Source organism: Methylomonas sp. Uni0009 (assembly GCF_054188105.3).
The window spans coordinates 98,819-123,062 of record NZ_JBTAFN010000002.1 but is presented as its reverse complement, the minus strand read 5'-3'; the positions used below and the strand labels follow the sequence as shown (position 1 = coordinate 123,062).

20 protein-coding genes and 1 pseudogene are annotated in these 24,244 nt (G+C 51.1%); 8 read left to right on the top strand and 13 right to left on the bottom strand.

Features of this window, described 5'->3' with window-relative positions; translation table 11 throughout:
* Positions 1-165: 165 nt before the first annotated feature.
* From ACWAU0_RS22615 to ACWAU0_RS22595, 5 genes are read left to right on the top strand one after another with little or no spacing between them, the layout of a single operon-like run.
* Complete coding sequence (locus ACWAU0_RS22615) at positions 166-831, top strand: response regulator (protein WP_458139265.1); 666 nt, start codon at positions 166-168, stop codon at positions 829-831.
* Positions 828-2,153 (top strand): ATP-binding protein, encoded by a 1,326-nt coding sequence (locus tag ACWAU0_RS22610; protein ID WP_458138063.1) that lies wholly within the window; start codon positions 828-830, stop codon positions 2,151-2,153. Before ACWAU0_RS22615 ends, ACWAU0_RS22610 begins: the two co-directional genes overlap by 4 nt.
* Entirely contained in the window at positions 2,150-3,472 is a 1,323-nt protein-coding gene (locus tag ACWAU0_RS22605) for a TolC family protein (protein ID WP_278211083.1), read from the top strand. Before ACWAU0_RS22610 ends, ACWAU0_RS22605 begins: the two co-directional genes overlap by 4 nt.
* Positions 3,473-3,506: 34 nt before the next feature.
* On the top strand, positions 3,507-4,553 hold the full coding sequence (locus ACWAU0_RS22600; protein WP_278211084.1) for an efflux RND transporter periplasmic adaptor subunit: 1,047 nt from the start codon (positions 3,507-3,509) through the stop codon (positions 4,551-4,553).
* On the top strand, positions 4,553-7,642 hold the full coding sequence (locus ACWAU0_RS22595; protein WP_458139309.1) for an efflux RND transporter permease subunit: 3,090 nt from the start codon (positions 4,553-4,555) through the stop codon (positions 7,640-7,642). Before ACWAU0_RS22600 ends, ACWAU0_RS22595 begins: the two co-directional genes overlap by 1 nt.
* Before the next feature lie 204 nt (positions 7,643-7,846).
* Here ACWAU0_RS22595 and ACWAU0_RS22590 read toward each other — a convergent pair whose 3' ends face one another.
* Together ACWAU0_RS22590 and ACWAU0_RS22585 are read right to left on the bottom strand one after the other, a co-directional pair.
* Positions 7,847-8,770 (bottom strand): diacylglycerol kinase catalytic domain-containing protein, encoded by a 924-nt coding sequence (locus ACWAU0_RS22590; protein ID WP_458139264.1) that lies wholly within the window; start codon positions 8,768-8,770, stop codon positions 7,847-7,849.
* Positions 8,767-9,789: an SPFH domain-containing protein gene (locus ACWAU0_RS22585; RefSeq protein ID WP_255187123.1), complete on the bottom strand. Its 1,023-nt coding sequence runs from the start codon at positions 9,787-9,789 to the stop codon at positions 8,767-8,769. Before ACWAU0_RS22585 ends, ACWAU0_RS22590 begins: the two co-directional genes overlap by 4 nt.
* 159 nt (positions 9,790-9,948) lie before the next feature.
* On the opposite strand from ACWAU0_RS22585, the gene ACWAU0_RS22580 reads away from it, so the two are divergent.
* Positions 9,949-10,662, top strand: a complete 714-nt coding sequence (locus ACWAU0_RS22580; RefSeq protein ID WP_255187122.1) for an NUDIX hydrolase — start codon at positions 9,949-9,951, stop codon at positions 10,660-10,662.
* 287 nt (positions 10,663-10,949) lie between these two features.
* Here ACWAU0_RS22580 and ACWAU0_RS22575 read toward each other — a convergent pair whose 3' ends face one another.
* From ACWAU0_RS22575 to ACWAU0_RS22555, 5 genes are all read right to left on the bottom strand, one after another.
* Positions 10,950-12,092 carry an ImmA/IrrE family metallo-endopeptidase gene (locus ACWAU0_RS22575; RefSeq protein ID WP_458139263.1) on the bottom strand — a complete coding sequence of 381 codons (1,143 nt, stop codon included), beginning with the start codon at positions 12,090-12,092 and terminating at the stop codon, positions 10,950-10,952.
* On the bottom strand, positions 12,089-12,685 hold the full coding sequence (locus ACWAU0_RS22570; protein ID WP_458139262.1) for a hypothetical protein: 597 nt from the start codon (positions 12,683-12,685) through the stop codon (positions 12,089-12,091). Before ACWAU0_RS22570 ends, ACWAU0_RS22575 begins: the two co-directional genes overlap by 4 nt.
* Positions 12,686-13,221: 536 nt before the next feature.
* The gene (locus ACWAU0_RS22565; protein ID WP_458139261.1) at positions 13,222-13,500 is read right to left on the bottom strand and encodes a hypothetical protein; all 279 of its coding nucleotides are present in this window, start codon (positions 13,498-13,500) and stop codon (positions 13,222-13,224) included.
* A 2-nt stretch (positions 13,501-13,502) separates the two neighbouring features.
* The gene (locus ACWAU0_RS22560; protein WP_458139260.1) at positions 13,503-14,402 is read right to left on the bottom strand and encodes a RepB family plasmid replication initiator protein; all 900 of its coding nucleotides are present in this window, start codon (positions 14,400-14,402) and stop codon (positions 13,503-13,505) included.
* 453 nt (positions 14,403-14,855) lie between these two features.
* On the bottom strand, positions 14,856-15,815 hold the full coding sequence (locus tag ACWAU0_RS22555; RefSeq protein WP_522069932.1) for a DNA-binding protein: 960 nt from the start codon (positions 15,813-15,815) through the stop codon (positions 14,856-14,858).
* A gap of 444 nt (positions 15,816-16,259) precedes the next feature.
* Between ACWAU0_RS22555 and traJ the strand changes: the two genes are divergently transcribed.
* Positions 16,260-16,643, top strand: coding sequence for a conjugal transfer transcriptional regulator TraJ (traJ, locus tag ACWAU0_RS22550; protein WP_458139258.1), 384 nt, complete (start codon positions 16,260-16,262; stop codon positions 16,641-16,643).
* Between the two features lie 60 nt (positions 16,644-16,703).
* Here the strand turns inward: traJ and ACWAU0_RS22545 are convergent, their stop codons facing one another.
* Both ACWAU0_RS22545 and ACWAU0_RS22540 read right to left on the bottom strand, forming a co-directional pair.
* Positions 16,704-17,003, bottom strand: coding sequence for a hypothetical protein (locus ACWAU0_RS22545; protein ID WP_458139257.1), 300 nt, complete (start codon positions 17,001-17,003; stop codon positions 16,704-16,706).
* Positions 16,996-17,643 (bottom strand): AAA family ATPase, encoded by a 648-nt coding sequence (locus ACWAU0_RS22540; protein ID WP_458139256.1) that lies wholly within the window; start codon positions 17,641-17,643, stop codon positions 16,996-16,998. Before ACWAU0_RS22540 ends, ACWAU0_RS22545 begins: the two co-directional genes overlap by 8 nt.
* A gap of 639 nt (positions 17,644-18,282) precedes the next feature.
* Between ACWAU0_RS22540 and ACWAU0_RS22535 the strand changes: the two genes are divergently transcribed.
* Positions 18,283-18,435 carry a hypothetical protein gene (locus ACWAU0_RS22535; protein WP_458139255.1) on the top strand — a complete coding sequence of 51 codons (153 nt, stop codon included), beginning with the start codon at positions 18,283-18,285 and terminating at the stop codon, positions 18,433-18,435.
* A gap of 255 nt (positions 18,436-18,690) precedes the next feature.
* Here the strand turns inward: ACWAU0_RS22535 and ACWAU0_RS22530 are convergent.
* From ACWAU0_RS22530 to ACWAU0_RS22515, 4 genes and pseudogenes are all read right to left on the bottom strand, one after another.
* Positions 18,691-21,575: pseudogene (locus ACWAU0_RS22530) on the bottom strand (Tn3 family transposase).
* A gap of 2 nt (positions 21,576-21,577) precedes the next feature.
* The gene (locus ACWAU0_RS22525; protein WP_458139308.1) at positions 21,578-22,138 is read right to left on the bottom strand and encodes a recombinase family protein; all 561 of its coding nucleotides are present in this window, start codon (positions 22,136-22,138) and stop codon (positions 21,578-21,580) included.
* Between the two features lie 136 nt (positions 22,139-22,274).
* Positions 22,275-23,738: an efflux transporter outer membrane subunit gene (locus ACWAU0_RS22520; RefSeq protein WP_458139307.1), complete on the bottom strand. Its 1,464-nt coding sequence runs from the start codon at positions 23,736-23,738 to the stop codon at positions 22,275-22,277.
* Between the two features lie 19 nt (positions 23,739-23,757).
* The gene (locus ACWAU0_RS22515; protein WP_458139306.1) at positions 23,758-24,222 is read right to left on the bottom strand and encodes a cytochrome c; all 465 of its coding nucleotides are present in this window, start codon (positions 24,220-24,222) and stop codon (positions 23,758-23,760) included.
* Positions 24,223-24,244: the final 22 nt, after the last annotated feature.

Sequence of the window (24,244 nt, the reverse complement as noted above, 5' to 3'; positions counted from 1 at the left end):
AGATCTGACAGTGATAGGCAAAAAACGACCCTATGCCGCCCTTGATCAACTCCAATAACGAACGACCGTTATCGATACCTTCCCGAACATTCGAAGTGCCTTAACTATTACTTAAATCTTGATCATTTACACTGTTGGCCAGATGAAGAAACTTTAAAGGTCAACATGCGTTTGTTATTAGCGGAAGACGATCCGATGATCGGCCAGTCGATCTGGGATGGATTGCAGTTGGATGGCTTCGTGGTCGATTGGGTACAAGACGGGGAACAAGCCAAACAAGCCCTATCACACGCGGCGAGTGAGTACGCTTTATTGTTGCTCGACTTAGGGCTTCCGCGCCTATCCGGCCAAGAGCTGCTGGTCGAACTTCGTAAATCCGGCAACGCCATCCCCGTGTTAATCCTAACAGCACGCGATGGGCTAAGTGATCGAGTCGCCGGTCTCAATAGCGGCGCCGACGATTATCTAATCAAACCGTTTGCCTTGGAAGAACTCGTTGCTCGTATTCATGCGCTGGTACGCAGAAGTGCCGGACGCGGCACGTCAGACATTGAATACGGCGCCTTGCGCATTAACCCGCTGACTCACGAGGCCTGGTTACGCGACACTTTAATAGACTTATCCGCCCGCGAGTTTGCATTGCTGCATGCTCTGATGGAACAACCGGGCGCTGTACTGTCCCGTCCGCAATTGGAAGAGCGCCTCTATGGATGGGGCCAGGAAGTGGCGAGTAATGCGGTTGATGTCCACCTGCATAATCTGCGTCGCAAACTCGGTGCTGACATTATTTTTAATGTCCGTGGCGTTGGTTTTAAAGTGGTGAAGCCATGAATACCTCTATTCGCAAACGGCTAACCTATCTGTTAATACCCGTCTTGCTGCTTGCAGGTATCACGTTTGCCGTGCCGACTTGGCTGAATGTTCACGATGAAATTGACGAACTATTCGACAAGGTGTTGCGTGAAGCGGCTTACTCCTTGTCCCATTCAAACGTCTCGCAAGATGTTAAACCCAACACAACCAGCCCTGCGCCATACAGTGATGGCATTGATTTAGTCAGTCAGATCCGTGGCCCGGACGGTCGAATTCTGTTTCGATCCCATTCGTTTTCGCCATTACCCCAAAGCGGAAAACTGGGATACGACACGCTTAACTGGCAGAACCAAGACTGGCGGGTATTTAATTTAAAAACTGATAGTGGATTTGTCCAGATCGCTCAAACAGTGCAGGAACGCCGAGAAACGGCCAATGAAATCACTTTGCATTTGTTGACGCCATGGCTGATTTTACTGCCGGGACTGGCGTTATTGGTTGGCTGGGCGATTGGTCGTGGTTTAGCGCCATTGGCTCATGTGGCTGAAGCTGTGGCGTGTCGCAATCCTCATTCATTAGATCCGATCTCGAATAACGACTTACCGGAAGAAGTTAGCATCTTAGTCAGCGCAATAAACGCGCTGCTGAGTCAATTGGATCAGGCGCTGGCGGCGCAGCGCCAGTTTACCGCTGATGCGGCGCATGAACTGCGCAGTCCGCTCACTGCATTATCTTTGCAAGCACAACTGGCCGAGCGTGCCACTGAACCCGCTCAGCGTGCTCTAGCTATACAAACCTTACGGCAAGGTATAGCCCGTGCCAGTCATCTGGTTCAGCAATTGCTGATTTTGGCTCGCCTCGATCCGGAGGCTGGCGATTATCCGCTCACCCCGCTATTTTTGGATGATTTGGCGCGGAACGTGGTAGCCGATTTTGCCCCGCAAGCCGCCCATCGCCACATCGATCTCGGCCTGTCGCGCGCGGATCATGTCAGGGTTGCCGGTGCCGAAGAGGCGCTGCGCATTCTGCTCGGCAATCTGCTCGATAACGCCATCCGCTATTCACCAGCAGATGCACGGATTGACGTCAGTGTCACCGCCGAAGCCACTGCGGTTCGTCTGGAAGTCAACGACACCGGCCCAGGCATTGCTTGCGATGAGCGCAATCGCGTGTTCGACCGATTCTACCGGGTATTGAATAGCGCTGAATCCGGCAGTGGTCTTGGATTATCTATCGCGCGGCGAATTGCCGAGCAGCATCAGGCTGATATTAAACTGACCGATGGGGATGGCGGCGTTGGCCTCAAGGTGATTGTGACGCTCCCGGAGGCGAGCGCATGACGCCTTTTATTTCCAGCCATTTCCCAATAACGCTTCTCGCTTTGTCGTTGACTGCCTGTACCCCGCAAGGCATGGGTTTGAGTGACGTCGCTAACGATCTGGAACAACGTACAGGTCAGCATTTTGCCGAAACCGGTGCCGACGAAACCACATGGCCGGCGAATGTCTCTTTAGCTGACGGCTTGTCCGATGACGAGTTGGTCAGTTTAGCGCTTTGGAACAATGCGGCCTTTCGCGCGACCTTGGCGGATTTAGGACTGTCTCGCGCCGATCTCGTACAAGCCGGGATGCTGCCCAACCCCACTTTTTCGATGTTAGTGCCATGGGGCGCAAAACCTTTGGAACTGACGATACGCTATCCCTTGGAAATTTTCTGGCTGCGCCCGCAACGGGTCGAGTTGGCCAAATTGGATGTTGAACAAACCGCGCAACGCCTGGTGCAAAACGGATTGGACTTGATTCGTGACGTCAGGTTGGCGCATGCCGAGCTAACATTAGCCAAGGAACGCTTGCAACTGGCTCAGTCTGCGGTAACTCTGATTCACAATATTGCCGAACTCACGCAAGCGCGCTTGCGCGCCGGCGACGCCAGCGAACTGGAAGTCACCAATGCTCAAGTCGATGCTCTGCAAGCCCGGGAACAACAAAGCCGCCTGCAACACGATTGCGAGATAGCGAGTGAGCGTTTACGGCATCTGGCGGGCCTGAGTCTGGAACAGTGGCCAACTGCCATCAGTACGGAAACCTCAGCTAATGGCGAAAAATTTGAGTCGGAAAAACTGGTCGCGGAGGCGTTACTGGCTCGCCCCGATCTACGTGCCGCAGAAATTAATGTAGAAGCCGCTGGCGAACGTATCGGCTTGGCGCGCGCCGAGGTATTTAATTTCACCGCCAGTCTCAACGCCAAGCAAGTCAACGGGCCTTTATTGGCAGGACCAGGCTTAGACGTGACATTGCCTATCGTTAATCAAAATCAAGGTGGCGTCGCCCAAGCCCAGGCACGCTTTGATAAGGCCGCCAGGCAATATGTCGCTACCCGACAACGGATTGCCTTGGATGTCCGCGAAGCCCATGCCCGATTGCAGCAGGCCAGTGAAAGTCTGAAACAGTGGCAACAGACTATCCTGCCGCCGCTGCGAGCCGCCATACAGGATGCTGAAAACGCCTACGCGGCAGGCAATGTCACCTACCTCTTCGTACTCGAAACCCAACGCCGTTGGCTGGACGCGCAATTGAAAACCGCGCAAGCCGCCGCCGACTTACGCCGCGCCCGCGCAGAACTGGAACGCAGCGTCGGCCAACGTTTGAAGCCTGCTTAACTTACACATTACTGGACTCCAAGGTCGGATATTTATGAACCCCGCGCATCCAAACCACAAGCCCTCGACTTGTCGGCTCCTGCTGTCTGCTTTATTACTATTGGCTGGTAACCTACCGGCCGCCGAATCAACATCGCCGCCGCCTGCCAAAATCGAACATCCCGTGAAGGAAAGTGATCTGACCAAAGTTGTCTTGACAGCGGAAGCCGTCAACCGGCTAGGCATAGTTACCACAACGATTGAAAAGCGATCGCTAACGCGCACGCGCTTGTTCGGCGGCGAGATCACGCTGCCGGCGCTAAACAGTTCAGCAAACAGTAACAGTCAATCGGTTTATACCATCCTGCCATCGCTGGCTCCGGCGGAACTGGTGCGTTTGGCGCAATCGCAAATCGACGCCGACGGTCAGGTCGATCAAGCCAAGGTGCAGGTGCAAGCCGCTCAACAAGTCTTGAATCGGACCGAACAAATGCGTCGCGACAAGGTAGGCACCGAACGCTCTGTTGACGATGCCAAGGCGCAGGTCGGCATGGCCGAGGCCGCTTTGAAAACCGCACATGCACGTCGCGACTTGCTCGGTCCCGCGCTGTTGGACGTTAACAACCGCAGCACGTTTTGGGTGCGGGTGCCGGTCTATGTCGATGATTTATCGGGATTGAACACCACCGCCCAAGCCCGTGTTGGCGGGCTGAAAGATTCGCCTGAAAATGTTTCTCGTCCTGCCGTGCCGGTCGCGGCGCCGCCTTCCGCTAATCTGGCTGCCGCCACGGTCGATCTGTTCTATGCTGTGAAAAATTCGGATACCGCATTACGCCCTGGTCAGCGGGTCGGTGTTTCAATCCCATTGCGTAGTGATGACGAAAATCTCGTCGTACCCTGGTCGGCGATTGTGCATGACGTGAGTGGTGGCAGCTGGATATATCAAGTGTTGGAAACCAATAGGTATATGCGCCGACGGGTACAGATACTGCGGGTGGTTGACGATCAAGCCGCCGTAACGGGCGACATCGTGGCGGGTATCAAAATAGTCACCACTGGCGTGGCCGAATTGTTCGGCACCGAATTTGGAGTCGGCAAATGATGCGCTGGTTGATTACTGTTGCCTTACGCCAACGTCTATTAGTGCTGGCCTTGGCTGTGGTGTTGGTGATATTGGGTGTGCAAGCCGCCCGACAAATGCCGCTGGATGTGTTCCCGGAGTTCGCGCCGCCGCTGGTTGAAATCCAGACTGAAGCACCCGGATTGTCCACCGAGGAAGTGGAAAGCCTGATCACCGTGCCCTTGGAAAACGCGGTCAACGGCACGGCCTGGCTCAAAACCCTACGTTCCAAGTCGGTGTTGGGTCTGTCGTCAGTGGTCTGTATCTTTCAGGAGGGCACGGATTTGATGCGAGCCAGGCAGTTGGTGCAGGAGCGCGTCGCCACCATCACACCACGCCTGCCGGCCGTGGCTCGCGCACCTGTGATGTTATCGCCGTTATCGTCCACCAGTCGGGCGCTGAAGATTGGCGTTTCATCGAAAAAACTATCGCAGATGGAATTGTCCGAATTGGCTTTGTGGACCATTCGCCCAAGGTTGATGGCGGTGCCTGGTGTGGCCAACGTAGCCATTTGGGGGCAACGTGATCGGCAGTTACAGGTACTGGTCGATCCTGATCGCCTGGCCGCCAACGGCGTGACGCTGGATGCGGTGGTGCGTGCGGCGGGCGATGCGGCCACCGTATCGGCTGGCGGCTTTGTTGATCTACCCAATCAACGCCTGCCAGTGACACACGTGTCTTCGCTGCAAACACCGGACGATATGGCGCGCACTGTGGTGCAGTTCACAGGCGGTGTGCCGTTGCGCTTGGGCGATGTGGCTGAAATCGTTGAAAGTCATCCGCCGCCGATTGGCGATGCGGTGATCAACGATGGGCCGGGCTTACTGCTGATTGTCGAGAAACAACCCTGGGGCAATACCTTGGATGTAACGCGCAAGGTCGAAGCGACATTGGCGGCTTTGCAACCCGGTCTGCACGAAGTCGAGATCGATCCGACTATCTTTCGTCCGGCAACCTTCATCGAACGTTCGTTAAACAATTTAAGTGATGCACTGATACTGGGTTGCATGCTAGTCGCGGTAATTCTGATCGCTTTTTTGTTCGAGTGGAGAACTGCCGTGATCAGCCTGTCGGCGATTCCGCTGTCGCTGCTGACGGCTGCGGTGGTGCTTTATTTGCGCGGCGGCACGCTCAACACCATGGTACTGGCCGGCCTGGTGATTGCGGTCGGCGAAGTGGTGGATGATGCGATTATCGACGTCGAAAACATCATGCGCAGGTTGCGGTTGAACCGAGAGGCAGTTCATCCGCTGTCAACTTTCCGGGTGGTCTTGAAGGCCTCACTGGAAGTGCGTAGCGCGGTGGTGTTTGCCAGTTTGATCGTAGCGCTGGTATTCGTGCCGGTGTTTTTCCTGGACGGCTTGGCCGGCACCTTTTTTAGGCCACTGGCCCTTTCCTATTTGTTAGCGATTTTGGCCTCGCTGGTGGTGGCGCTGACCGTGACGCCGGCTTTGTGCCTGACGCTATTACCGAATGCCAAGCCGCGCCAAAGCGAAGCGCCGCTGACGCAGATTTTAAAGCGGCATTATCGGCAGCTCTTGCCGGCTATCGTCAGCCGTCCGCGTTGGGCGGTGGGTTTTCTGCTAATGGCGTTTATATCGACGGCCATCGCGTTACCGCGACTCGGCGAATCGTTTCTGCCCAACTTCAAAGAAACCGACTTTTTGATGCACTGGGTCGAAAAGCCTGGCACGTCGCTGGAAGCCATGCGCCGGATTACGATACAAGCCAGTCAGGAACTGCGCGCAATTCCCGGTGTGCGCAATTTCGGTTCGCACATTGGCCGGGCCGAAGTCGCCGACGAAGTGGTGGGGCCGAACTTCACTGAGTTGTGGATTAGTTTGGATACGGCGGTCGATTACGACAGCACTGTGGCGAAAATCCAGGCAGTGGTCGATGGCTATCCGGGACTGTACCGCGATGTGTTGACCTATCTGCGCGAACGGATCAAGGAAGTTCTGACCGGCGCCAGTGCGACAGTAGTGGTAAGGTTATATGGCCCGGATTTGGACGTGCTACGAGATAAGGCGGCCGAAGTCAGTAAAACCATCACTGATGTGCCCGGCATCGCCAATCTCAAAGTGGAACCGCAAATATTGGTACCGCAGATCCAGATACGGCTTAAGCCTGACGTGGCGGCTAACCTCGGCTTGACAGCCGGTCAAGTGCGCCGGGCCGCGGCCACGCTAATCAAAGGCAGTAAGGTCGGCGAAATTTACCGTGACCAAAAAGTCATTGACGTGACAGTTTGGGGGGCTGAGCGGGTCCGTCATGATCTCGCTGCACTCAGGCAACTTACCATCGATACGCCATCCGGGGCACGCGTGCCATTGGGCGATGTGGCGGACATCTACATTGCACCTACGTCGAACGAAATCAAACGAGAAAACGCCTCGCGCCGAATCGACGTTACCTGCAATGTCAGTGGCAACGATTTAGGCGGCGTGGCGAGGGAAATTGAAAACCGCGTGAAAAACCTGACGTTTGCGCAAGGCTATCATCCGGAATTTCTGGGCGAATACGCAGCACGACAAGCGTCCAGCGAACGGCTGGCGTGGTTGAGTCTGGCTTCATTGCTGGGCATCCTGGTGTTACTGCATGTCGATTTTCGCTCGCTGCGCTTGGTGCTTTTAGTGGCGTTAACTTTGCCGTTTGCGTTGATCGGCGGCGTTGTTGGAGCATTTTTAAGTGGCGGGGTACTATCGCTAGGCTCGCTGGTCGGTTTCATCACCGTACTGGGGATTGCTGCCCGAAACGGCATCATGCTTTTAAGCCACTATCGACATCTGGAACAGCAAGAAGGCCAGGTATTTGGGGCAGGATTGGCGATGCGTGGCGCCGAAGAACGTCTGGCACCGATTCTAATGACCGCCGCTTGCGCCGGATTGGCCCTGTTACCACTGATCCTCAAAGGCAACGTGCCTGGTCACGAAATTGAATACCCCATGGCGGTAGTGATACTCGGTGGCTTGATTACCTCGACGTTGTTGAATCTGTTTTTGATGCCTTCCCTGTATTGCAGGTATGGCAGCGCTACAGCACAAAATTTAAAGGACGTTACGCGATATTGAGTGTCAGAAAACGGGTGAGGTGCGGACCTTCACAGAAGAGAGTTTAAAGAGTCGTGAGTGACTGTTTTTGGCCGATTCCGAGCATTCGATTCCTAAAAAATCCATTGGTGCCAAAGGCAGTTTTTGTTTGGAGCGTCAGACTGGTTTCAATTCGGAATCGGCTGGGATTCGTTGAAATACCCACATATTTGTCTAACTCCAAATTCAAACAATCAATTGCCCTTGAGTCGCCGCCAAATTGATCGTCACCACCGTACCGGAATTGAATGCCAAGTAGTCGGTTTCGATACCGTCCGAGAAGATCACACCGTTTTCAGGCATCTGCGATTCCAGCTTGAGCGGCGTGTCGGGTGTGATAGAGCCGAAAACCAAGCTGGTGCCGGTAGTCCGACTCGGAAACGGTTCGCGAACGGTAAATTGCAGACGTTGTTCATGCCAAGCAAAACCATCTTTCAGCGGATGGGACTCGCTGCCGGAAACTCCTAATGCCCCAGCCAAGATCGACTGAAACCAGCCAGTTGAGCCAAAACCCGTAGAAATGATAATACCGGATGATGATTGAGTTTCCTGGCGGCCATTCCACGACAGCAGATACCGGGCGGATGTATGGCTTTGCGGTCCAACAAACAGATCATTGACTGCCAGCATGCGTTGACCATCATTGGTTTTTGCCTCGGCAAAGGCTATGGTTTTGCAAGCCGACTTGCCGGCTATGGTACGTGTCACCACTGACTGCAAATCCCCGATTTCGAAAGGCAGCAGCTTGCCGTCCCAGCGGCCAGGATCGGGGTTGATCGCAATGACCGGCTGACCTTCGAGATATTTCAGGGTATTGGCCACCAGCCCATCCTGGCCGATGGTGACCACGATATCGGCGGGTCCAAACTGGTAATTGGGCAGTAGCCGCCGCTCCAGCAGCTGAAATCGGCCCAGCGCTTTCAGCGTCCGTTCGGCCTCTTGCAAACGCCGCTGATAGAGATCGTGCTCATCCAGATAATCCTGGACATCGACCTGGTTGTGTTCCAGGTAAAACCGAGCTTGCGGCCAGGTGTTGAAACGCTCTATTAACTCCTGCAGCCGCGTCTTGCGTACCACCAGAATAAAGCGGTATTGATAATTCTCACTCATGACCGCGCCGATTTTTTCATGATTTGACCGAACAAATCCGGCGTGATGGTCAATTCACCGATCTTGCCGGCATTCTGAGCTAGGGATTCAAAGGCCATGGCCATGAGTTGCTCAGGTTCCATTTTGGCGAGCGCCATCGCCCTGAGATTTTCCACCGGCAGCTCCCTGAATGCCTTCATGCGTTCCGTAATGGCATAGGCTTCCGCATCCGCTTGCTGGCGGCTGTTTTCGCTGTTCAGAGCGACCAATTCTTTGCGTTGTGTTTCGGCGGCAATCTCGGCCTGCAAACGCTCGCGTTCAGTTTCGACTTTTCCGCGTTGAATGGTTCGCTCGTTGAGGATCCGTGATTCTGCAATTTCCTGTTCTTTTTGTTGCACCGATAACTCGGTTTGCAGTTCAGCCTCTTTGATCGTGCGTTCCTGTTCGACTGCGGATTTACGGCGATCATAGATGGCGTCATCCGCCTCCTTCAGAATCGCTTCCCTGGCCTCCGCCTCCAGGGCGCGAGCCGTCTCTGGCGTCGGCTGCACGGCGCTGATCGAAACATCCAGCAAATCGATGCCCAATGCCGCCAACGGGGAATCCCCGGCAAGCTGTTCTCGGAGCAAGGCAACTAACGTCTGACCCAGTTTCAATGCATCTCGTAGTCCGGTGACTTGTACTTTGTTCTGCACAATCGATTGCACGATACGAATGACCCTATCCGACAATTTCAGTGGATCTTCCGAGACATACGTCAGACCGTCGTTTTTCAGACTGTAATTCAGCATCTCGGCCATTCTTTCCGGTTCAGTCACCCGATATGTCACCTGGCCTTGCACGGTCACCGACTGAAAGTCTGCCGTCAAAAGCTTAAAAATGAATGGAGCTTCCTGAGCACTGACCGGTACTGCGGCGATCGAGGCCGTGGCAGCATTGTAGAAAAAGCTCAAGCCTTTGCCTTTTTTTCGGGCTTTACCGTTAACGGTTTTGATAACAAACGTTGATGAGTCCGCTTTGAAATATTGAATGCCTAACATGGTATTTCTCCTGTTTGTGTCGAAAAGTCACTTAATAAAAATAGTGACTAAAAGACATTAAATTGTCAAGCACGAAAGTGGCAAAAAGACACCAATTTTGTGATAATGCTTACTGCCTCAAAATTTGCCATCAAATGGTCAGAGATACCTACCGCTACCATGGATGAAAAACAGTTTTTAGCTGAATACGATAAACGCCAATATGCAAGCCCACTGCTGACTGTCGATGCTGTGCTGTTTACCTATCATGAAGAAAACCTGAAAGTATTATTGGTCCAGCGCTCGAACCACCCCGACCGGGGCAAATGGGGTTTGCCGGGCGGTTTCGTCGACTTGGAGCGGGACAAGACCCTGGAAGAGACGGTGTTACGCAAACTCAAGGAGAAGACCGGTATCGATCCGCCCTATCTGGAGCAGTTGCAAAGCATTGGCAATGCCGGGCGGGACAAGCGAGGCTGGTCGGTAACGGCTGTCTATACTGCATTGATGGCGTATCAGGACTGCGAAGCCCACATCGACACGGTGGCCGATGCGCAATGGCTTTCTCTGGATGTGGTCAACAATATGGAGTTAGCCTTCGATCATCTGGCCATCATTAAACTGGCACGGGAACGTATGCGCCAAAAGGCACTGTATTCGATCGTACCGGCCTATGCATTACCGGAAACATTCACACTACCGGAACTCCAACACCTGCACGAAATTTTGATAGGAAAACCGTTGCAGAAAAAATCTTTCCGTCGCCGTATCGAACAGGCGGAACTATTGATCGATACCGGCGAAAAACGCTCGGAGGGCGGCCGGCCGGCCGTTCTGTATCGGATGAAACAGGGCTCAGGTGCTTATACCTTCGTGCGCAATTTGGAGGATTGAATGCATGCATGTCGTTCCTGAAAAAATTGCTCATTGCTATAGGCCTAACAAGCCCGCGTAGCTCCGATTAGCGAAGCGTAATCGGAGGAACGAAAGCCTTACATCCGTGCGATTAGCAACGTGTAATCGTATTAAAATGGCTACACCCTATGCCTGCTTTTGGCTGGACATTTGCCATTGGGACTTTTGTTTCGTCTGACGGGTATTGGCCGATTTTTGCCTACCACTGTAAGATTAAGATGGAACCAATAATCTAAACTGTCAGGTAGGGTTTGGATTTTTACAAATCAACATATCGATACTACCGACTCACGCTGTTGCTTAGCTTTGCCTGCGCCTTGGTCAAAGAGATTAACAACGTTCTCCGCACGCACAGTTTCCTGTCCGCCTAACAATTGATCAAGCAACTTCGGTTTTATTAACATTTCCCGTGCAATGGTGCTACGCGGCATACCGCATTGCTGTTCGAGCACATGTAAGCCATCGGAAACGATCTCAGGAATCTCCGGAACAATTGCATCGTCTTCATCTTCCTTAATTGCCTGACTGTGCCGGCGTAAATAAATAACGCCAGATCTGTATTGATCTTCGGAAAACACGCCCAATTGCCGGCCTCGGTATAAAATGGCCGCTTTGGAAACTTTCCACTTTAGCTTGATATCGGACATCGCAGACCAGCTAAAACGACTGCCCCTAAACGCCCGCTGACATTCTTTAATGAAGTAGGCTCTCGGCATTAAAAAAGCGCTCGCAAACCGGTTAGCTTGGCTTTCCGTCAACCGGTCGCCGGTTTGAACTCCAACGTGAATTGTTAAATGCCCTATCTCGTGAGCGATGCCGAACCGGGTTCTGCAAACCGATTTACCTTCCGCATTCAACGTAATCACCGGCCTTCGCGTTGCAAAAGAAATTGCATCGATTTCGTTGGACAACCCGTCCATACGCATCAACACTGCCCCAGCATTCTCGGCCACCCGGATCATATTAGCGATGGGCCCTAGCCCTAATCCCCACTCGGCACGGCACGCCTCGGCCACTTTCTCGATGTCTTCCGGAGTGGCTGGTTCCTCATGCAGAAAGCCGTAGGCCGGAAAATCCAGACTCCGGTCCAATACAGATACCAGCCGCTTAAACATCTCGCCTTTCGCACGGGCAACCTGCCGTAAAGCCACCTTCGTGGTCAGTTGCTTACGAAAATGGCACTGTTCTTCGGCAATCGGCATTGCATCCAACACCGTAAAAAAGCCCGGTAACACATCCAAGGCTTCCGCTAAGTTCAGTGCCAGACCTTCAGTCGGCTGTTCAATTCCAGACTCCAACCTGCTCAAATATTGCCGGGATTTACCTACCGCATCAGCCAATTCCTGTAACGAAAGTTCATTGAATAACCTGGCCAGCCGAAGGTTTTGAGACAAAAACTCCGCGCTCATTTCTCCCCGGCCTGACCCACGTCACCATCGGTCGATGGGCGTTTAGGCGTAACGGCAGGCTTGCCGATTTCAACAGCATGTGGCGTAACAATCGGAGTCACGCTATGCAGCGTACTGACAGTATCAGATTTCCATTCACATTTAATAACATCGGCCGCATCGAAACCCAAAAAAACAACTCTTGGCTCCTGATCGTCGTTATAACCTTTATCTAAAATAAAACAGAACCGGCACGGCTCGTCGTTTTCCGTTTCATCAATCAGCGATTGTTGATAACGGTTAGGAATCAGCGTTGCGCTCTTTTTGGGATTATTTGGATTATCGGTGCTAAAGCGGCACGGAACGGAGCCTATCTTAAAAACCAGATCGTTTGCGCTATTTGATAGCTCTAACCAAAGATATTTCTGCGATAAAACTAAATCGATAATTCTCTTCCTCTGGCGGCCAAATGCAGTGCAGCCCCAGGTATACGGGCCATCATAGTCGGAAGTAAGATCGTCCAGCGTATTGTTGTATTCCTCTAACAGAATGTCGGCAATAATAGTAAGGCGTTCGTGGGTTAAGTCTGATTTATAGTGTATAGGAAGTCTCATCGGGCACCTTTTGTGCAAATTTCCAATTTTGTCAACCTAATGATTGTGCAAAATTGCATTTTTGTCAACTAGATGTCTTACGATGGATAAGGTGTGGCACAAACCGATTCTGTATCGTTTGATACGTGTCGCTATCGCCCAACACGTCCTACGTCCCTAAGACACGCGCATATTTCTTTACTTTTTAACGGCTTGATACCGTCCGGTTCTGGATTGAGCAAAACATCCAAGCTCGGCATTTCTTTACCGAATTCATGCCCGCAAGCCAGGCCATTTAGCCGATTCATCGCTAATACAGAAACCACCGAGTACGAATTTACCTTTTTGGGATTCCTCCCATGCGTCTTCCGTCGCCATGCCGTACCTGATTACTAAATATTAAATAGTATGATATGGCTCCATATCATGTAACATCATTCTATGTGCCATAACCGCCCTACCCCTTTAAATACAAAGAAGAGGAAGATCAGCATTGACACGATTACTTAGGAATAATGATCACTTTATTCATTTATTAGCGCGCTATCTTTCGTTAATCAGCCTAATATGACATTAGCCTCGCGCAACCTCCGGATAATATCGGCGATGTAATAACACTCCCGGTCCAACAGTTCAACGCCATAATGCCGCTTAACGGCTCCCTTAACCTGGGCATATTCCTCATCTGTCATTCCTGGCCCGAAAAAATCCGTCAAGTCCGAACGGTTAGTCAGAAAAGCAACGCTGTTCGGTCCAAAATCCAGGATAGGCCAAAGTACATTTTGCAAAAAATCTTCAACCAACTCAGGGTCGCTATAAATGTCATCTTCCGGCATTTTTACCTCAACTTCTTCTTAACCTCAGCCAAACTCCGCTTCCGTTCCAACGCCTGATCAAAAGACTCGCCCGGCTTGGCCATCTCTGATAACGAGGTACCTGTCAATCTAGCAATCACAGCCGCCCGTGTTTCCCCCGGTCTGGCCTGCCGGTTAATTTCCTCTTCAGTAAGCAGTTTACGTTCTAACGACTTAGGTTTGTTGCCGTCTTTCAAGCCAAACTGAAACTGAAAATGCGTGATGGTACGTCCAGATTTACGCTGGCCATATTTAACCCACAAATTGGAATGCTGGTTGATTTCCTCGACAGCGGGATCGATAACCCGCTTTTTCAGATCAACCACCCTATCGTATTTCTCGGCCACCTGGAACTGACGTTTTAGCCACTCGACTTCAATTTCTCGCTCACCTGCGGAACTCCATTGCACTAACAATTCATATAGGCGGATGGAGTACACACTTTCAAACCTAGCAACGTGCTTGAGCTTATATTTGGTGAATTCGCGGGACAATTGCGACAAATAAGGGATGATGCCAACAGAGAAACTAAGAACCAGCTTGCCCTCGCCTGGCACATAGTCAATGCTACTTATCCAGCGCGTTTTTCGATGTTTGATTTGGGGATTATCTGGATCGGGATCATCAATAATGACGCTACGCTCATAAAGCTTTTCAGTGGCTTTTTTGAGGTCACGATAGGCGTTGGTAAGATTTTCCAAACCCGCCAAATCAGCCACGCCGGAAGCCGTTATTTCAAAACGATAGTTCTCCGTCAAAATAGCCTTGGAATCGATCTGCGCAATACAGGCCAGCAAAACCCGTTGCTCGGCCAGCGTCAGCATGTAGCTGGCTTCGACAACCTTGTTGGATTTGACAACGGTGAGTTGGGCCGATTGTTCCAAGATAATATGACGACATGAAGTAAACAATGTCTAACTATACGCCCCTTCCAAAATAACGACAAATAAAAATAACTGTCGTTGTTTTAACGATCAATTTGTCGTCATATAAGATCAATCCGTCCACTTGTAACGCTCAATTTGTCGTTGTTTAACGATCAATCTGTCGTCATATCACAATCAATCTGTCGTTGTTTTTAGGCTGAAAGCCTTGGTATACATGGTCTGCGACGCTCTTAAAAAATATAAAAAAGGGAAAAAACAAAAAAAGGGGGTGACGATCAATTTGTCGTTATATTGGGGAAAGCTTTCAGCCGCTTAATGACTTATATTTTGGATGATGCGAACTGTGCGATTTTCTGTGTGCGTCAAGGTAGGGCGAGCACCACACAGTCGGCAAGACAGAGATAGATTAAAATTTATTAGGGTTCTAAGCCGGAACCCCAGAAAATTTTGTTATTCAGCGGGGCTGTCATCGCCATTTTTGACGGATACATCCAAAGACTTATAAACAGAAAGCCGCCCTTCCAGGTTAGCCACCAATTTTTCAGCATCCAATGCCACTTTTTTGGATGCCTGTAGTTCGGATTTAAGGCTTTTCAGCTCTGTTTGCTCAGATTCGTATTTGCCCCGTAGATTCTCCAAGGCGGTAAGCTGTTTGGATAGCTCAGAATTCTTACGTTGCACTTCCACTTTCAAATCATCATAGGATTTTGTTATCGCATCCAAAGACGATTGCAACTTACCAACCTGAATATCGATCGTCCGAATTTCAGCGTCTTTTTGCTTGAGTTCCGCAACGTGGTCTTTTTCGAGTTGCTGCCGGTCGGCGAGCGCTGCTTTATGGGTTGCTTCAAGATAACCCACTTGCTTTTTCAATTCTTCAACTTCGTGCTCAAGCTGTTCTCTATCCTTGGATAAGCCGACATTGGCTTTTTCAGTTTCGGCTAATAAACTTTTGGTTGTCACATGCGCAACGTGTTCAGCGTCAAGTTGCCCTTTTATACTTCTAAAATCTTCCTCCAGGCGCTCTATTTTCATCGCTTGGGCTTCGGAAAACGCGAATGCCTCTTCAACTCTGGCTTGAGCGTCCTTTTCGGCTTGCCGTAATGCTTCCCGTTGAACCTCAAGGTCTTTATCGGCAATACCCTTGGCGATATTCCAGATTTTTTTAAGCAGGTCTTCGCCATCCTTGGTCAATTCTTGAGGTAGTTGGATAACGGCAGGCAAAGTATCAGCCGATAGCGTTTGCGCTTCATCCGAGGCATACCAACTATTCAGGTATTTAGTGATTGTGGTTAGGCTTCCGCGTCCCAAGTTATCCAACAGCTTCAACGCAGTAGGGCGCTCACCTTGGGCAGCAATCTCGGTGCAAGCCGTATGTACTTCTTCTTCGGTCAAACGGACAGTGGCCATGATTTTGCTCCATAAAATGACATTGTGCTATCAGGATAGCACATTATTACACCATTGACAATAATTATCGTAATTACATAATTATCGTAATTATGTATATATTGCTGTTGAAGATATAACAACTCTTGTTTGTTGCTAGATTGATGAAATGCTTGTGTCCGCCAAGTAATCCCTAAAACTTTACTCACGTTTAAAGCTATTTTTGATAGAAATTGATTTAAAGTTGACCGAAAGTTGACTGATTTTTGATCAGTCAATGACTACGAATTGACAACTGTTGATAATATTGAGACTGAAACATCGGGGCAGGATATGTGAAGTGCTAGCACCGGCATTGCCGATACTAGCGCTTCACTTCCTCTTATTCGCGCTACGCACTCAACGGGAATCCTGCTCTGCGAGACCAACCGGCTGCCGCCGGCACATGTTTAACGGATGGTTAATATGAAGAGAGATGCCGATAGTGAAAAGAAGCCGACGAGAAAGAACAGCACGCCAATTGTTGTGCGGGTTACGCCGGAGGAAAAAGCGGCAATAGATGGCCATGCTCGACAGACAGGCCATAGCACATCAGCTTATCTGCGGTTGCTTGGCCTTGGTTACGCTCCTAAAAGCATCACTGACAATCAGAAGGTTTTAGAGTTGGCAAAGATCAATGGCGACCTGGGGCGTCTTGGTGGGTTGCTTAAGCTTTGGCTAACCAATGATGCCCGAACTGCGCAGTTCGGTGAGTCCACTATCAGGGCTGCACTTGCGCGTATCGAAGCTACCCAAGACAAAATGGTCGAAGTTATGAAATCAATAATATTGCCTCGATCCAAATTATAAAAATCTCAATAGCCAGCTTCTTTTGATGGCTGAATGCGTGATCGCGTATTCCTCGCCATATCATTTCGTCAGTTCATCGATCTTGTCGTCAATTGCCGTTAGCAGATGATCTAGACAGAACTTGTGCATGCTGCCTGGCGTGTGCTCGGCAATGTATTTGAGTTTCAGCAGGTACGGTTCCGGAAGGCGGACGTTGTAAACTTTGGTCACATCATCCCTAACCCCTGCTTCTTCCCAAGGATAAGCCGCGATTTTTTTTGCCAGCTTGGTTTTGGGTTCGGTGCGCTGTTCGGCTCCGGAAAGGAAAGCATCCAAATTCGGTTCCGACATTTTCGGCGGTCTGCTTTTCAATTCACTCATTGCCGAACACCTCTTTATACAACGTTTCCATTTCCTCGACGGCCTTGGGATCTTTCGGTTTTACCTCGATAACCGCCAAACCTTCTTTTGCCGCTTTCCGGTAGGCAATTCGGTCGCGAATGGTGACATTTGCCAGACCAAGATTCGAAAAATCGTCCAACAGTTTGCCAGTGTCGTCGGATTCGTGAACAGATGGATTGGTCGATGAGCGGCTGATGATGACTCGTGCCTGCAAATCCGGGTTGAATGCTTTTGCCGTTTCGACCAGCTCGTCCATTTGATTCAAGGTCCAGATGTCGAATTGACTGGGTTGGATAGGTACATACGCTTTTTGCGCAACAACCAAGGCGGAACGCAATTCCACTGAATCTCGGCCGCCGGCATCGATGATTATGTCCTGATAACGGTGTTCAAGATCTTTGACTTCGGCAGGCAAACCCTTGCCGAATTTTTGTACGCAAGCGACACGTGGCATCACCTTCTCTTCGTCTCGGCTTTGCGCCCAATAATTAGCGCTGCCTTGTGGATCTGTATCGATCAATAGAACGTCCCTGCCAGCCAACGCTCGCATCGCAGCTAGGTTGGTCGCCAGCGTGGTTTTGCCAGTACCGCCCTTCTCTCCCCCAATCAAAATAATCATGCCAATTCATCCTATGTTATTTCATTAGATATGAAGTCATATCATACCATTTCATTTGAAGTTATTTCTTGCCCAGGTTATTCAGCAGGCGAATAACCACTTAGATCATGGTTTGAGTCGTGCGGGTTTCTTCGTTGATGCTTTTGGCGTATTGAAGAAGTTGATAAAGATCGCGTTCTGTGGAGTCATGCATAGTCGCAACATATGATATCAAACAATGCGAAATCATATCATATCATTATAAGTCGCCATGCTACGACATCTACCGCCGCCCGTCTGTGATTTTTAGCGATAACGATGTGGCGTTTTATAGAGCAGACTTCGGCTATTGGTCTCGCTTGCTTCCTTATGTTTTTCCCAGTAATAGTCTCGATCCTGTATGCCCATGCTGTTTTCTCACGTTTGTAACGTTGGGGATAAGCATATTTCATCTCATCTTGTCACAGTGGAAATGTTTCCAGCATGTTTTGCATTCCTTGTTCTCGGCATAATTTTTCCAAAACCGGAGCGAAGTCCTTCTCATTAAGCTTGAAGAATCAGATAGGTATCGTAGTAACCAGCAAGATATTAAACCAGTTTAACCCTGCTCACTCGATCCAGGCCGTAATCTGGGGCCATCGACAACATGAGGAATGCAAAATGAATTTTGACTTGGATACTGCGATTCAATTGGTTCATTCAATATCGGTATTATTCAAAGAAGCTGCAATGGCTTTGGGAGCGGTTGCTACATTGTTGATTAGTTATCGTAAGGTTCGCAAACAATTAAATTTACTAAAACAAAGGTTTTAGTAAAAATATTATGATTTCATATCATATCATTGTGTTTTCATGCCCCTAAATAGGCGATTTTTTGCTTATTCGCCTAATATTTACGTTTTTGCATTTTAATTATAATGCTATAAAATACTAATTTTAGTAAATTATATATCCGGCCCAGAAGGCCGAAAATACCGACCAGGTTTACACACGCGGTAAGGAGTGAAGATGGCCGAATCCAATGGAATTACCTTTGGGATAGCCGCAGGATTCGGAAAAAATAGTACGCTAAGACTTTTCAGTAGTTCGCAGCGGTCTGAATTGCCCTTCTTCAATCTTTCTATTATGACGCCAAATGTAATCGCCCGTCAGACTGATGTGTTCCCAACCCAACGGCGACAAGTATTGCAGTAGCGCATCATCAATAGGCTTGTCCAATCCCCGCAGTTTTTCGACAGCCCTTTCCAGATAGACGGTGTTCCATAACACAATGGCCGCCGTTACCAAATTAAGGCCACTGGCACGATAACGCTGTTGTTCGAAGCTTCGGTCGCGGATTTCGCCCAGGCGATTAAAGAATACCGCTCTGGCTAAGGCATTGCGGGCCTCGCCCTTATTCAGTCCCGCATGGACACGTCGGCGCAGTTCTACGTTTTGCAACCAATCCAAAATGAACAAGGTGCGCTCGATACGACCCAGTTCGCGCAAGGCCACAGCCAGTCCATTCTGCCGTGGGTAACTGCCCAGTTTCCGTAGCATCAACGACGCGGTGACAGTGCCTTGTTTGATTGACGTCGCAAGCCGTAGTATCTCGTCCCAATGCGTTTGGATGCTTTTGATATTCAAATTACCGCCGATCATGCTCTGCAACGCTGGGTAATCTTGGCCGTTTTTCGGTACATACAGCTTGGTATCCTTCAAATCGCGAATACGGGGCGCAAAGCGAAAGCCCAGCAGATGCATGAGTGCAAAAACATGGTCGGTAAAGCCGGCGGTATCGGTGTAATGTTCTTCGATCCGCAAATCCGATTCGTGATACAGCAAACCATCGAGCACATAGGTCGAATCGCGGATACCGACATTCACGACTTTGGTATGAAAAGGGGCGTACTGGTCGGAAATGTGGGTATAGAACAATCGGCCCGGCTCGCTGCCATACTTCGGATTGACATGGCCCGAGCTCTCGGCCTTACCGCCCGCCCGGAAACGCTGGCCGTCAGAAGACGAGGTCGAGCCATCGCCCCAGTTTTCGGCAAACGCATGATTGAACTGGGCATTCACTAACTCGGCTAATCCGGCGGAATAGGTTTCGTCCCGGATATGCCAGGCTTGCAGCCACGACAGTTTGGCGTAAGTCGTGCCGGGGCAAGACTCGGCCATTTTGGTGAGCCCCAGATTAATGGCGTCGGCCAAGATGGTCGATAGCAACAAAGTGCGGTCTTTAGTCGGCTCTCCATCCTTCAAATGCACAAAATGCCGGCTAAAGCCGGTCCAGTCGTCCACGTCCATCAATAATTCGGTGATTTTGATGCGGGGTAACAACATGCCTGCGTGGTTGATCAATTGTTGTGCCGCTTCAGGAACGACGGCATCCAATGGGGTGATCTTCAGCCCTGAATCGGTGATGATGGCATCGGGCAGTTCATTGGCCAATGCTAAACGGTTTACCGTGCTCAGTTGTTGTTCGAGCAACTGCAACCGATCATGTAGATATTGTTCGCAATCCGGATTAACGGCAACCGGCAATGCCTTTGCCTGTTTGAGCGCCCGAAATTTCTCAGAAGGCAACAGGTATTCATCGAAGTCGCGAAATTGCCTGGAACCCTGTACCCAGATGTCGCCGGAACGGAGTGCGTTTTTCAGTTCAGTGAGCGCACAGATTTCATAGAAGCGACGGTCAAGCCCTGGCTCGGCATGTACCAGCGACTTCCAGCGCGGTTTGATAAAAGCCGTCGGCGCATCAATCGGCACTTTGCGTGTGCCGGTACTGTTCATAATGCGAATTACCGCAATGGCATCCAACACATTTTGCGCCGCTGGTGCCGCTCGTAATGTCAGCACGTCCAGAAAATCCGGCGTATAGCGGCGGAGGGTGCTGAATTGCTCAGCAAGCAAGTGTAAGTGATCGAATGCGGCGGGTTTGGCCAGTTGATCCGCTTCGATGATGGTTTGCTGGAAGTCGTCCCAGGAAATAACGGACTCGATTGCGACGTAAGGATCGCTCTCCGATTGCTTGGCGTCCAACAAGGCATGACCGATTTTTGAAAGTAATCGTACCTTGTCGTTGATCGCCTTGCCCTGTTGTTGGAACTGATGTTGATGCTTGTGCTTGGCTGCACTGAATAACTTCAACAGGATACGGTCGTGCAAATCAATAATTTCGTCGACAATGGTCGCCGTGCTTTCCAAGGATACAGCCACGAGCGTGGCGTATCGGCGCTCGCTTTCAAACTTGCCGAGGTCCTGCGGCGTCATTTGCCCACCTTCACGCGCGATTTTTAATAGCCGGTTCTGGTGAATGTGCCGACCAATGCCATCCGGCAAGGCAATGGCCTGAATGGTTTTCAGTCGCTCGATGTGCTCCAGCATATAACGGGAATTGGGCTTCAAAGGCGACTGGCGTAGCCAAATCAACCAAGTCGTGTTGGAATCCGGCTTGATTTTCAGCAGTTCGTCGAGCCGTTGTCGATGCAACGCCGTGAGCGGCTGGGCCAATGTCCGGTAGAGGCTGCGATTCGCGCGAGTGATGGCTTCGGCACAGGCTCGCTCGACCACATTAATCGTCGGTAGAATAACCTTGCGTTGGCGAAGCGCTTCCAAGGCATAGGCCGCTAACACCACACCCTTATCGGTTTGCATGGCGAGATCGGCCAGCGTTTTCACCAGAAACCGAAAATCGGACAAACCGAAGGTCGATAAGCCAAGATAGCCGCGCAGTTCCTGGAAATGTTCGCGCCGCGTTTCGTCGCGTTCGCAGCTAACGCATGACCAGGGTAACGTAGCAGGCAGAGCTGTACCGCGAAGCCCAGTCGATTGGCGTCACCCCGGCGCTGCCGAATCAGAGCCCAGTCGGATTCATTGAAAGTGTAATGGCGGATCAGGTCGTCTTGAGTATCAGGCAAGGCCAGCAAACTACCCCGTTCCGTAGCGGACAAAACCAAGCGCCTGGCCATGATTACGCAGTGGTTTTCAAATATTGGTATAGGGTTTCGCGGCTAATGCCATACTCGCGGGCCAACTTGGCTTTCTGCTCGCCGGCACTGGCCCGGCTTTGTAACTCTGCTACCTGCTCAGTCGATAGTGCTTTCTTGCGCCCCCGGTAAGCGCCGCGCTGTTTGGCCAGCGCAATGCCTTCGCGCTGCCGTTCGCGGATCAGCGCCCGTTCGAACTCGGCAAACGCCCCCATGACAGAAAGCAATAAATTGGCCATCGGCGAATCTTCGCCAGTGAAAGTCAAGCATTCCTTGACGAACTCGATGCGCACGCCGCGTTTGGTTAACTGTTGCACCAAGCGCCGTAAGTCATCCAGATTTCTCGCCAAGCGGTCCATGCTATGCACGACGACCGTATCGCCTTCTCGAACAAACGCAAGTAGCTCGTCCAAGGCGGGGCGTTCGGTGTCTTTGCCGGAAGCCTTATCGGTAAACACCTTACTGACCTCGACCTGTTCCAGTTGCCGTTCCGGATTTTGGTCGAACGAGCTGACTCTGATGTAACCAATCCGATGCCCTTGCAAATGAACAGCCCTCAAATAACCAAAAGTGTCAGGATAAAATCTATAGCCTTTGGCGGCATGTGTCAATATTTGAAAAAACATACTCTATCCTGACGCCAAAGTAACGCACAGCCTGACATCAGGTTAGGGTATAGTCTTAACTGACACCGCCACCCATAGCTTGGTACAGAGCCGCACTATCGACAAGGCGCTGCGCCTGAGCCGCGATCAAGTTAATTCTGGTCTGTTGCGCCGCTTGTTGTGCGATCAGTTGCTGAACGTAGCTGGCTGCACCCAGTGCATATTGCCTCTGCACGGATTGCAAAGAGCCCTGTGCCGCAGCATCGGCGCCGGCCAATGCTGCCAATGCCTGGGCATCGTTCTCCAGTGCGCGCAGGACATCGGCCACATTGCGCAGGGATTCGAGCACCACGCTTTGGTAATTGGCTGCCGCGGCATCGAACGCGGCCAATGCCGCGCGCTTTTCGGCGGGCAGTGCGGGATTAAAGAGCGGCTGGGTAAGTTGTCCAAGGACATTCCATATTGCCGAACCGGGGCCGAACAATGCGCCTGCAACCAAGGTCTGCGTAGCGAGATCGGCGCTGAGATTAAGTTGCGGATACAGCTTGGCGATTGCGCTGCCGTATTCCGCGTTGGCCGCGTGTAACAGCGCTTCTGCGCCCAGGATGTCGGGGCGGCGGCGCACCAACTCGGAAGGTACGATTAAGGGTAAATCGGACGGTAGGGTGAATTCTTCCAGAGTGAAAGTGGGTAATCGCCCATCTCCCGGGGCACGGCCGGTGAGTGCGGCCAGCAAATGTTCATTCTGCTGGCTCTGTTTGCGCAACAGAGGAAGTCCGGCGCGAGTCTGTTCCACTTGGGTTTGCAGTGCCAATACCTCATCCGGTGCGCCCTGGCCAAGACGCACGCGTTCTTGGGTAATGTGCAATTGTTCATCTTGCGCGCGAAGAATGGCCTCCGTAGTCTGTATTTGTGCCGCAAGCCTGGCTTGGGTGATCGCGGCGGTAACGATGTTGCCCGCCAAGGTCAGCTGCGCACCTTCCACTTCGTGACGACGATACTCGGTTTGAGCGACTAAGGCTTCCAATGCGCGGCGGTTACCGCCGGCAAGGTCGAGTTGATAATTTACGTTAACACCGGCGTTAAACAAACTGAATTCCCGCGCCTGGTCATCTTGCCCCAATACGATGGGATTAAAGCGTTGTCGTTGAGCACTGAAACCGGCATCGACTTGAGGATACATCATCGCCCCCTCCTGCGCCGCACGGATTTCCTGCGCCTGACGTAACGTGGCTCTTGCAGAAGCCAGCGTTGGACTGGCCTGAAAAGCCTGTTCTATCAGCGCGTCGAGTTTGGAAGATCCCAGATCACGCCACCACTGTGCACTCACATTTGAGCCGATCCTAAAGTGTTGTGCCCCCCCAAAAGCCGTGGCTGCGGATGCCGTTTGAGTTGACAAAGGGGTTGCGGTGTAGGCTGGCATATCGGGGGCGGCCGGTGGTTTGAAATCGGGCCCTACGGTACAACCTGCCAGCAATCCGGCAAAAATGATGGCTGTATAGGTCCGAACCGTCATGTGATCGGTCTTCGATCGATCAATGCCGTGACGGTGTATTCCTTCAACATTGCCCATAAAAATGTTCCACGAACGATTGACGAAAACTCTGATGGCAAGCCAGGCAACTGCTTTGCAGATTCGCAAAGGCTGTGATCACGCCTTGTCCATCGTTCCGAGCGGCAACTTGTTCCAGCGCCCGCGCAGCTTGATGCGTTATTTCGTCATGACTTTCGAATGTGCCCATATTGGTGCCAATGAACGTCAGGATACGCATCTTCTCGATAACGGGCGGCTCTGGATGCTCGGCGATCTGTGGCGCAATTTTGGCGACCAAAGCCCAATCTTCACGAGAAATAGCGTCTGTGATGGCCTGCATACTCCTACCGAGTTCTTGCATGATCCTTTTTAGTTCTAACGGCTTAACTTCGGTATCTCCATCAGCCCAAGCATGCGAGTAGATGCCGGCTATAAATACGCTGGCTGCAATGACAGTCAATAGATTTTTCGGGAAGTTTTGGTATGTCATAAAGCACCTTGAATTTAATTGT

Excerpts from the sequence above, each read along its gene's own strand:
- ACWAU0_RS22615 (WP_458139265.1), top strand. The coding sequence starts at position 166 with ATGCGTTTGTTATTAGCGGAAGACGATCCGATGATCGGCCAGTCGATC.
- ACWAU0_RS22610 (WP_458138063.1), top strand. The coding sequence starts at position 828 with ATGAATACCTCTATTCGCAAACGGCTAACCTATCTGTTAATACCCGTC.
- ACWAU0_RS22605 (WP_278211083.1), top strand. The coding sequence starts at position 2,150 with ATGACGCCTTTTATTTCCAGCCATTTCCCAATAACGCTTCTCGCTTTG.
- ACWAU0_RS22600 (WP_278211084.1), top strand. The coding sequence starts at position 3,507 with ATGAACCCCGCGCATCCAAACCACAAGCCCTCGACTTGTCGGCTCCTG.
- ACWAU0_RS22595 (WP_458139309.1), top strand. The coding sequence starts at position 4,553 with ATGCGCTGGTTGATTACTGTTGCCTTACGCCAACGTCTATTAGTGCTG.
- ACWAU0_RS22590 (WP_458139264.1), bottom strand. The coding sequence starts at position 8,770 with ATGAGTGAGAATTATCAATACCGCTTTATTCTGGTGGTACGCAAGACG.
- ACWAU0_RS22585 (WP_255187123.1), bottom strand. The coding sequence starts at position 9,789 with ATGTTAGGCATTCAATATTTCAAAGCGGACTCATCAACGTTTGTTATC.
- ACWAU0_RS22580 (WP_255187122.1), top strand. The coding sequence starts at position 9,949 with ATGGATGAAAAACAGTTTTTAGCTGAATACGATAAACGCCAATATGCA.
- ACWAU0_RS22575 (WP_458139263.1), bottom strand. The coding sequence starts at position 12,092 with ATGAGCGCGGAGTTTTTGTCTCAAAACCTTCGGCTGGCCAGGTTATTC.
- ACWAU0_RS22570 (WP_458139262.1), bottom strand. The coding sequence starts at position 12,685 with ATGAGACTTCCTATACACTATAAATCAGACTTAACCCACGAACGCCTT.
- ACWAU0_RS22565 (WP_458139261.1), bottom strand. The coding sequence starts at position 13,500 with ATGCCGGAAGATGACATTTATAGCGACCCTGAGTTGGTTGAAGATTTT.
- ACWAU0_RS22555 (WP_522069932.1), bottom strand. The coding sequence starts at position 15,815 with ATGGCCACTGTCCGTTTGACCGAAGAAGAAGTACATACGGCTTGCACC.
- traJ (WP_458139258.1), top strand. The coding sequence starts at position 16,260 with ATGAAGAGAGATGCCGATAGTGAAAAGAAGCCGACGAGAAAGAACAGC.
- ACWAU0_RS22545 (WP_458139257.1), bottom strand. The coding sequence starts at position 17,003 with ATGAGTGAATTGAAAAGCAGACCGCCGAAAATGTCGGAACCGAATTTG.
- ACWAU0_RS22540 (WP_458139256.1), bottom strand. The coding sequence starts at position 17,643 with ATGATTATTTTGATTGGGGGAGAGAAGGGCGGTACTGGCAAAACCACG.
- ACWAU0_RS22535 (WP_458139255.1), top strand. The coding sequence starts at position 18,283 with ATGAATTTTGACTTGGATACTGCGATTCAATTGGTTCATTCAATATCG.
- ACWAU0_RS22515 (WP_458139306.1), bottom strand. The coding sequence starts at position 24,222 with ATGACATACCAAAACTTCCCGAAAAATCTATTGACTGTCATTGCAGCC.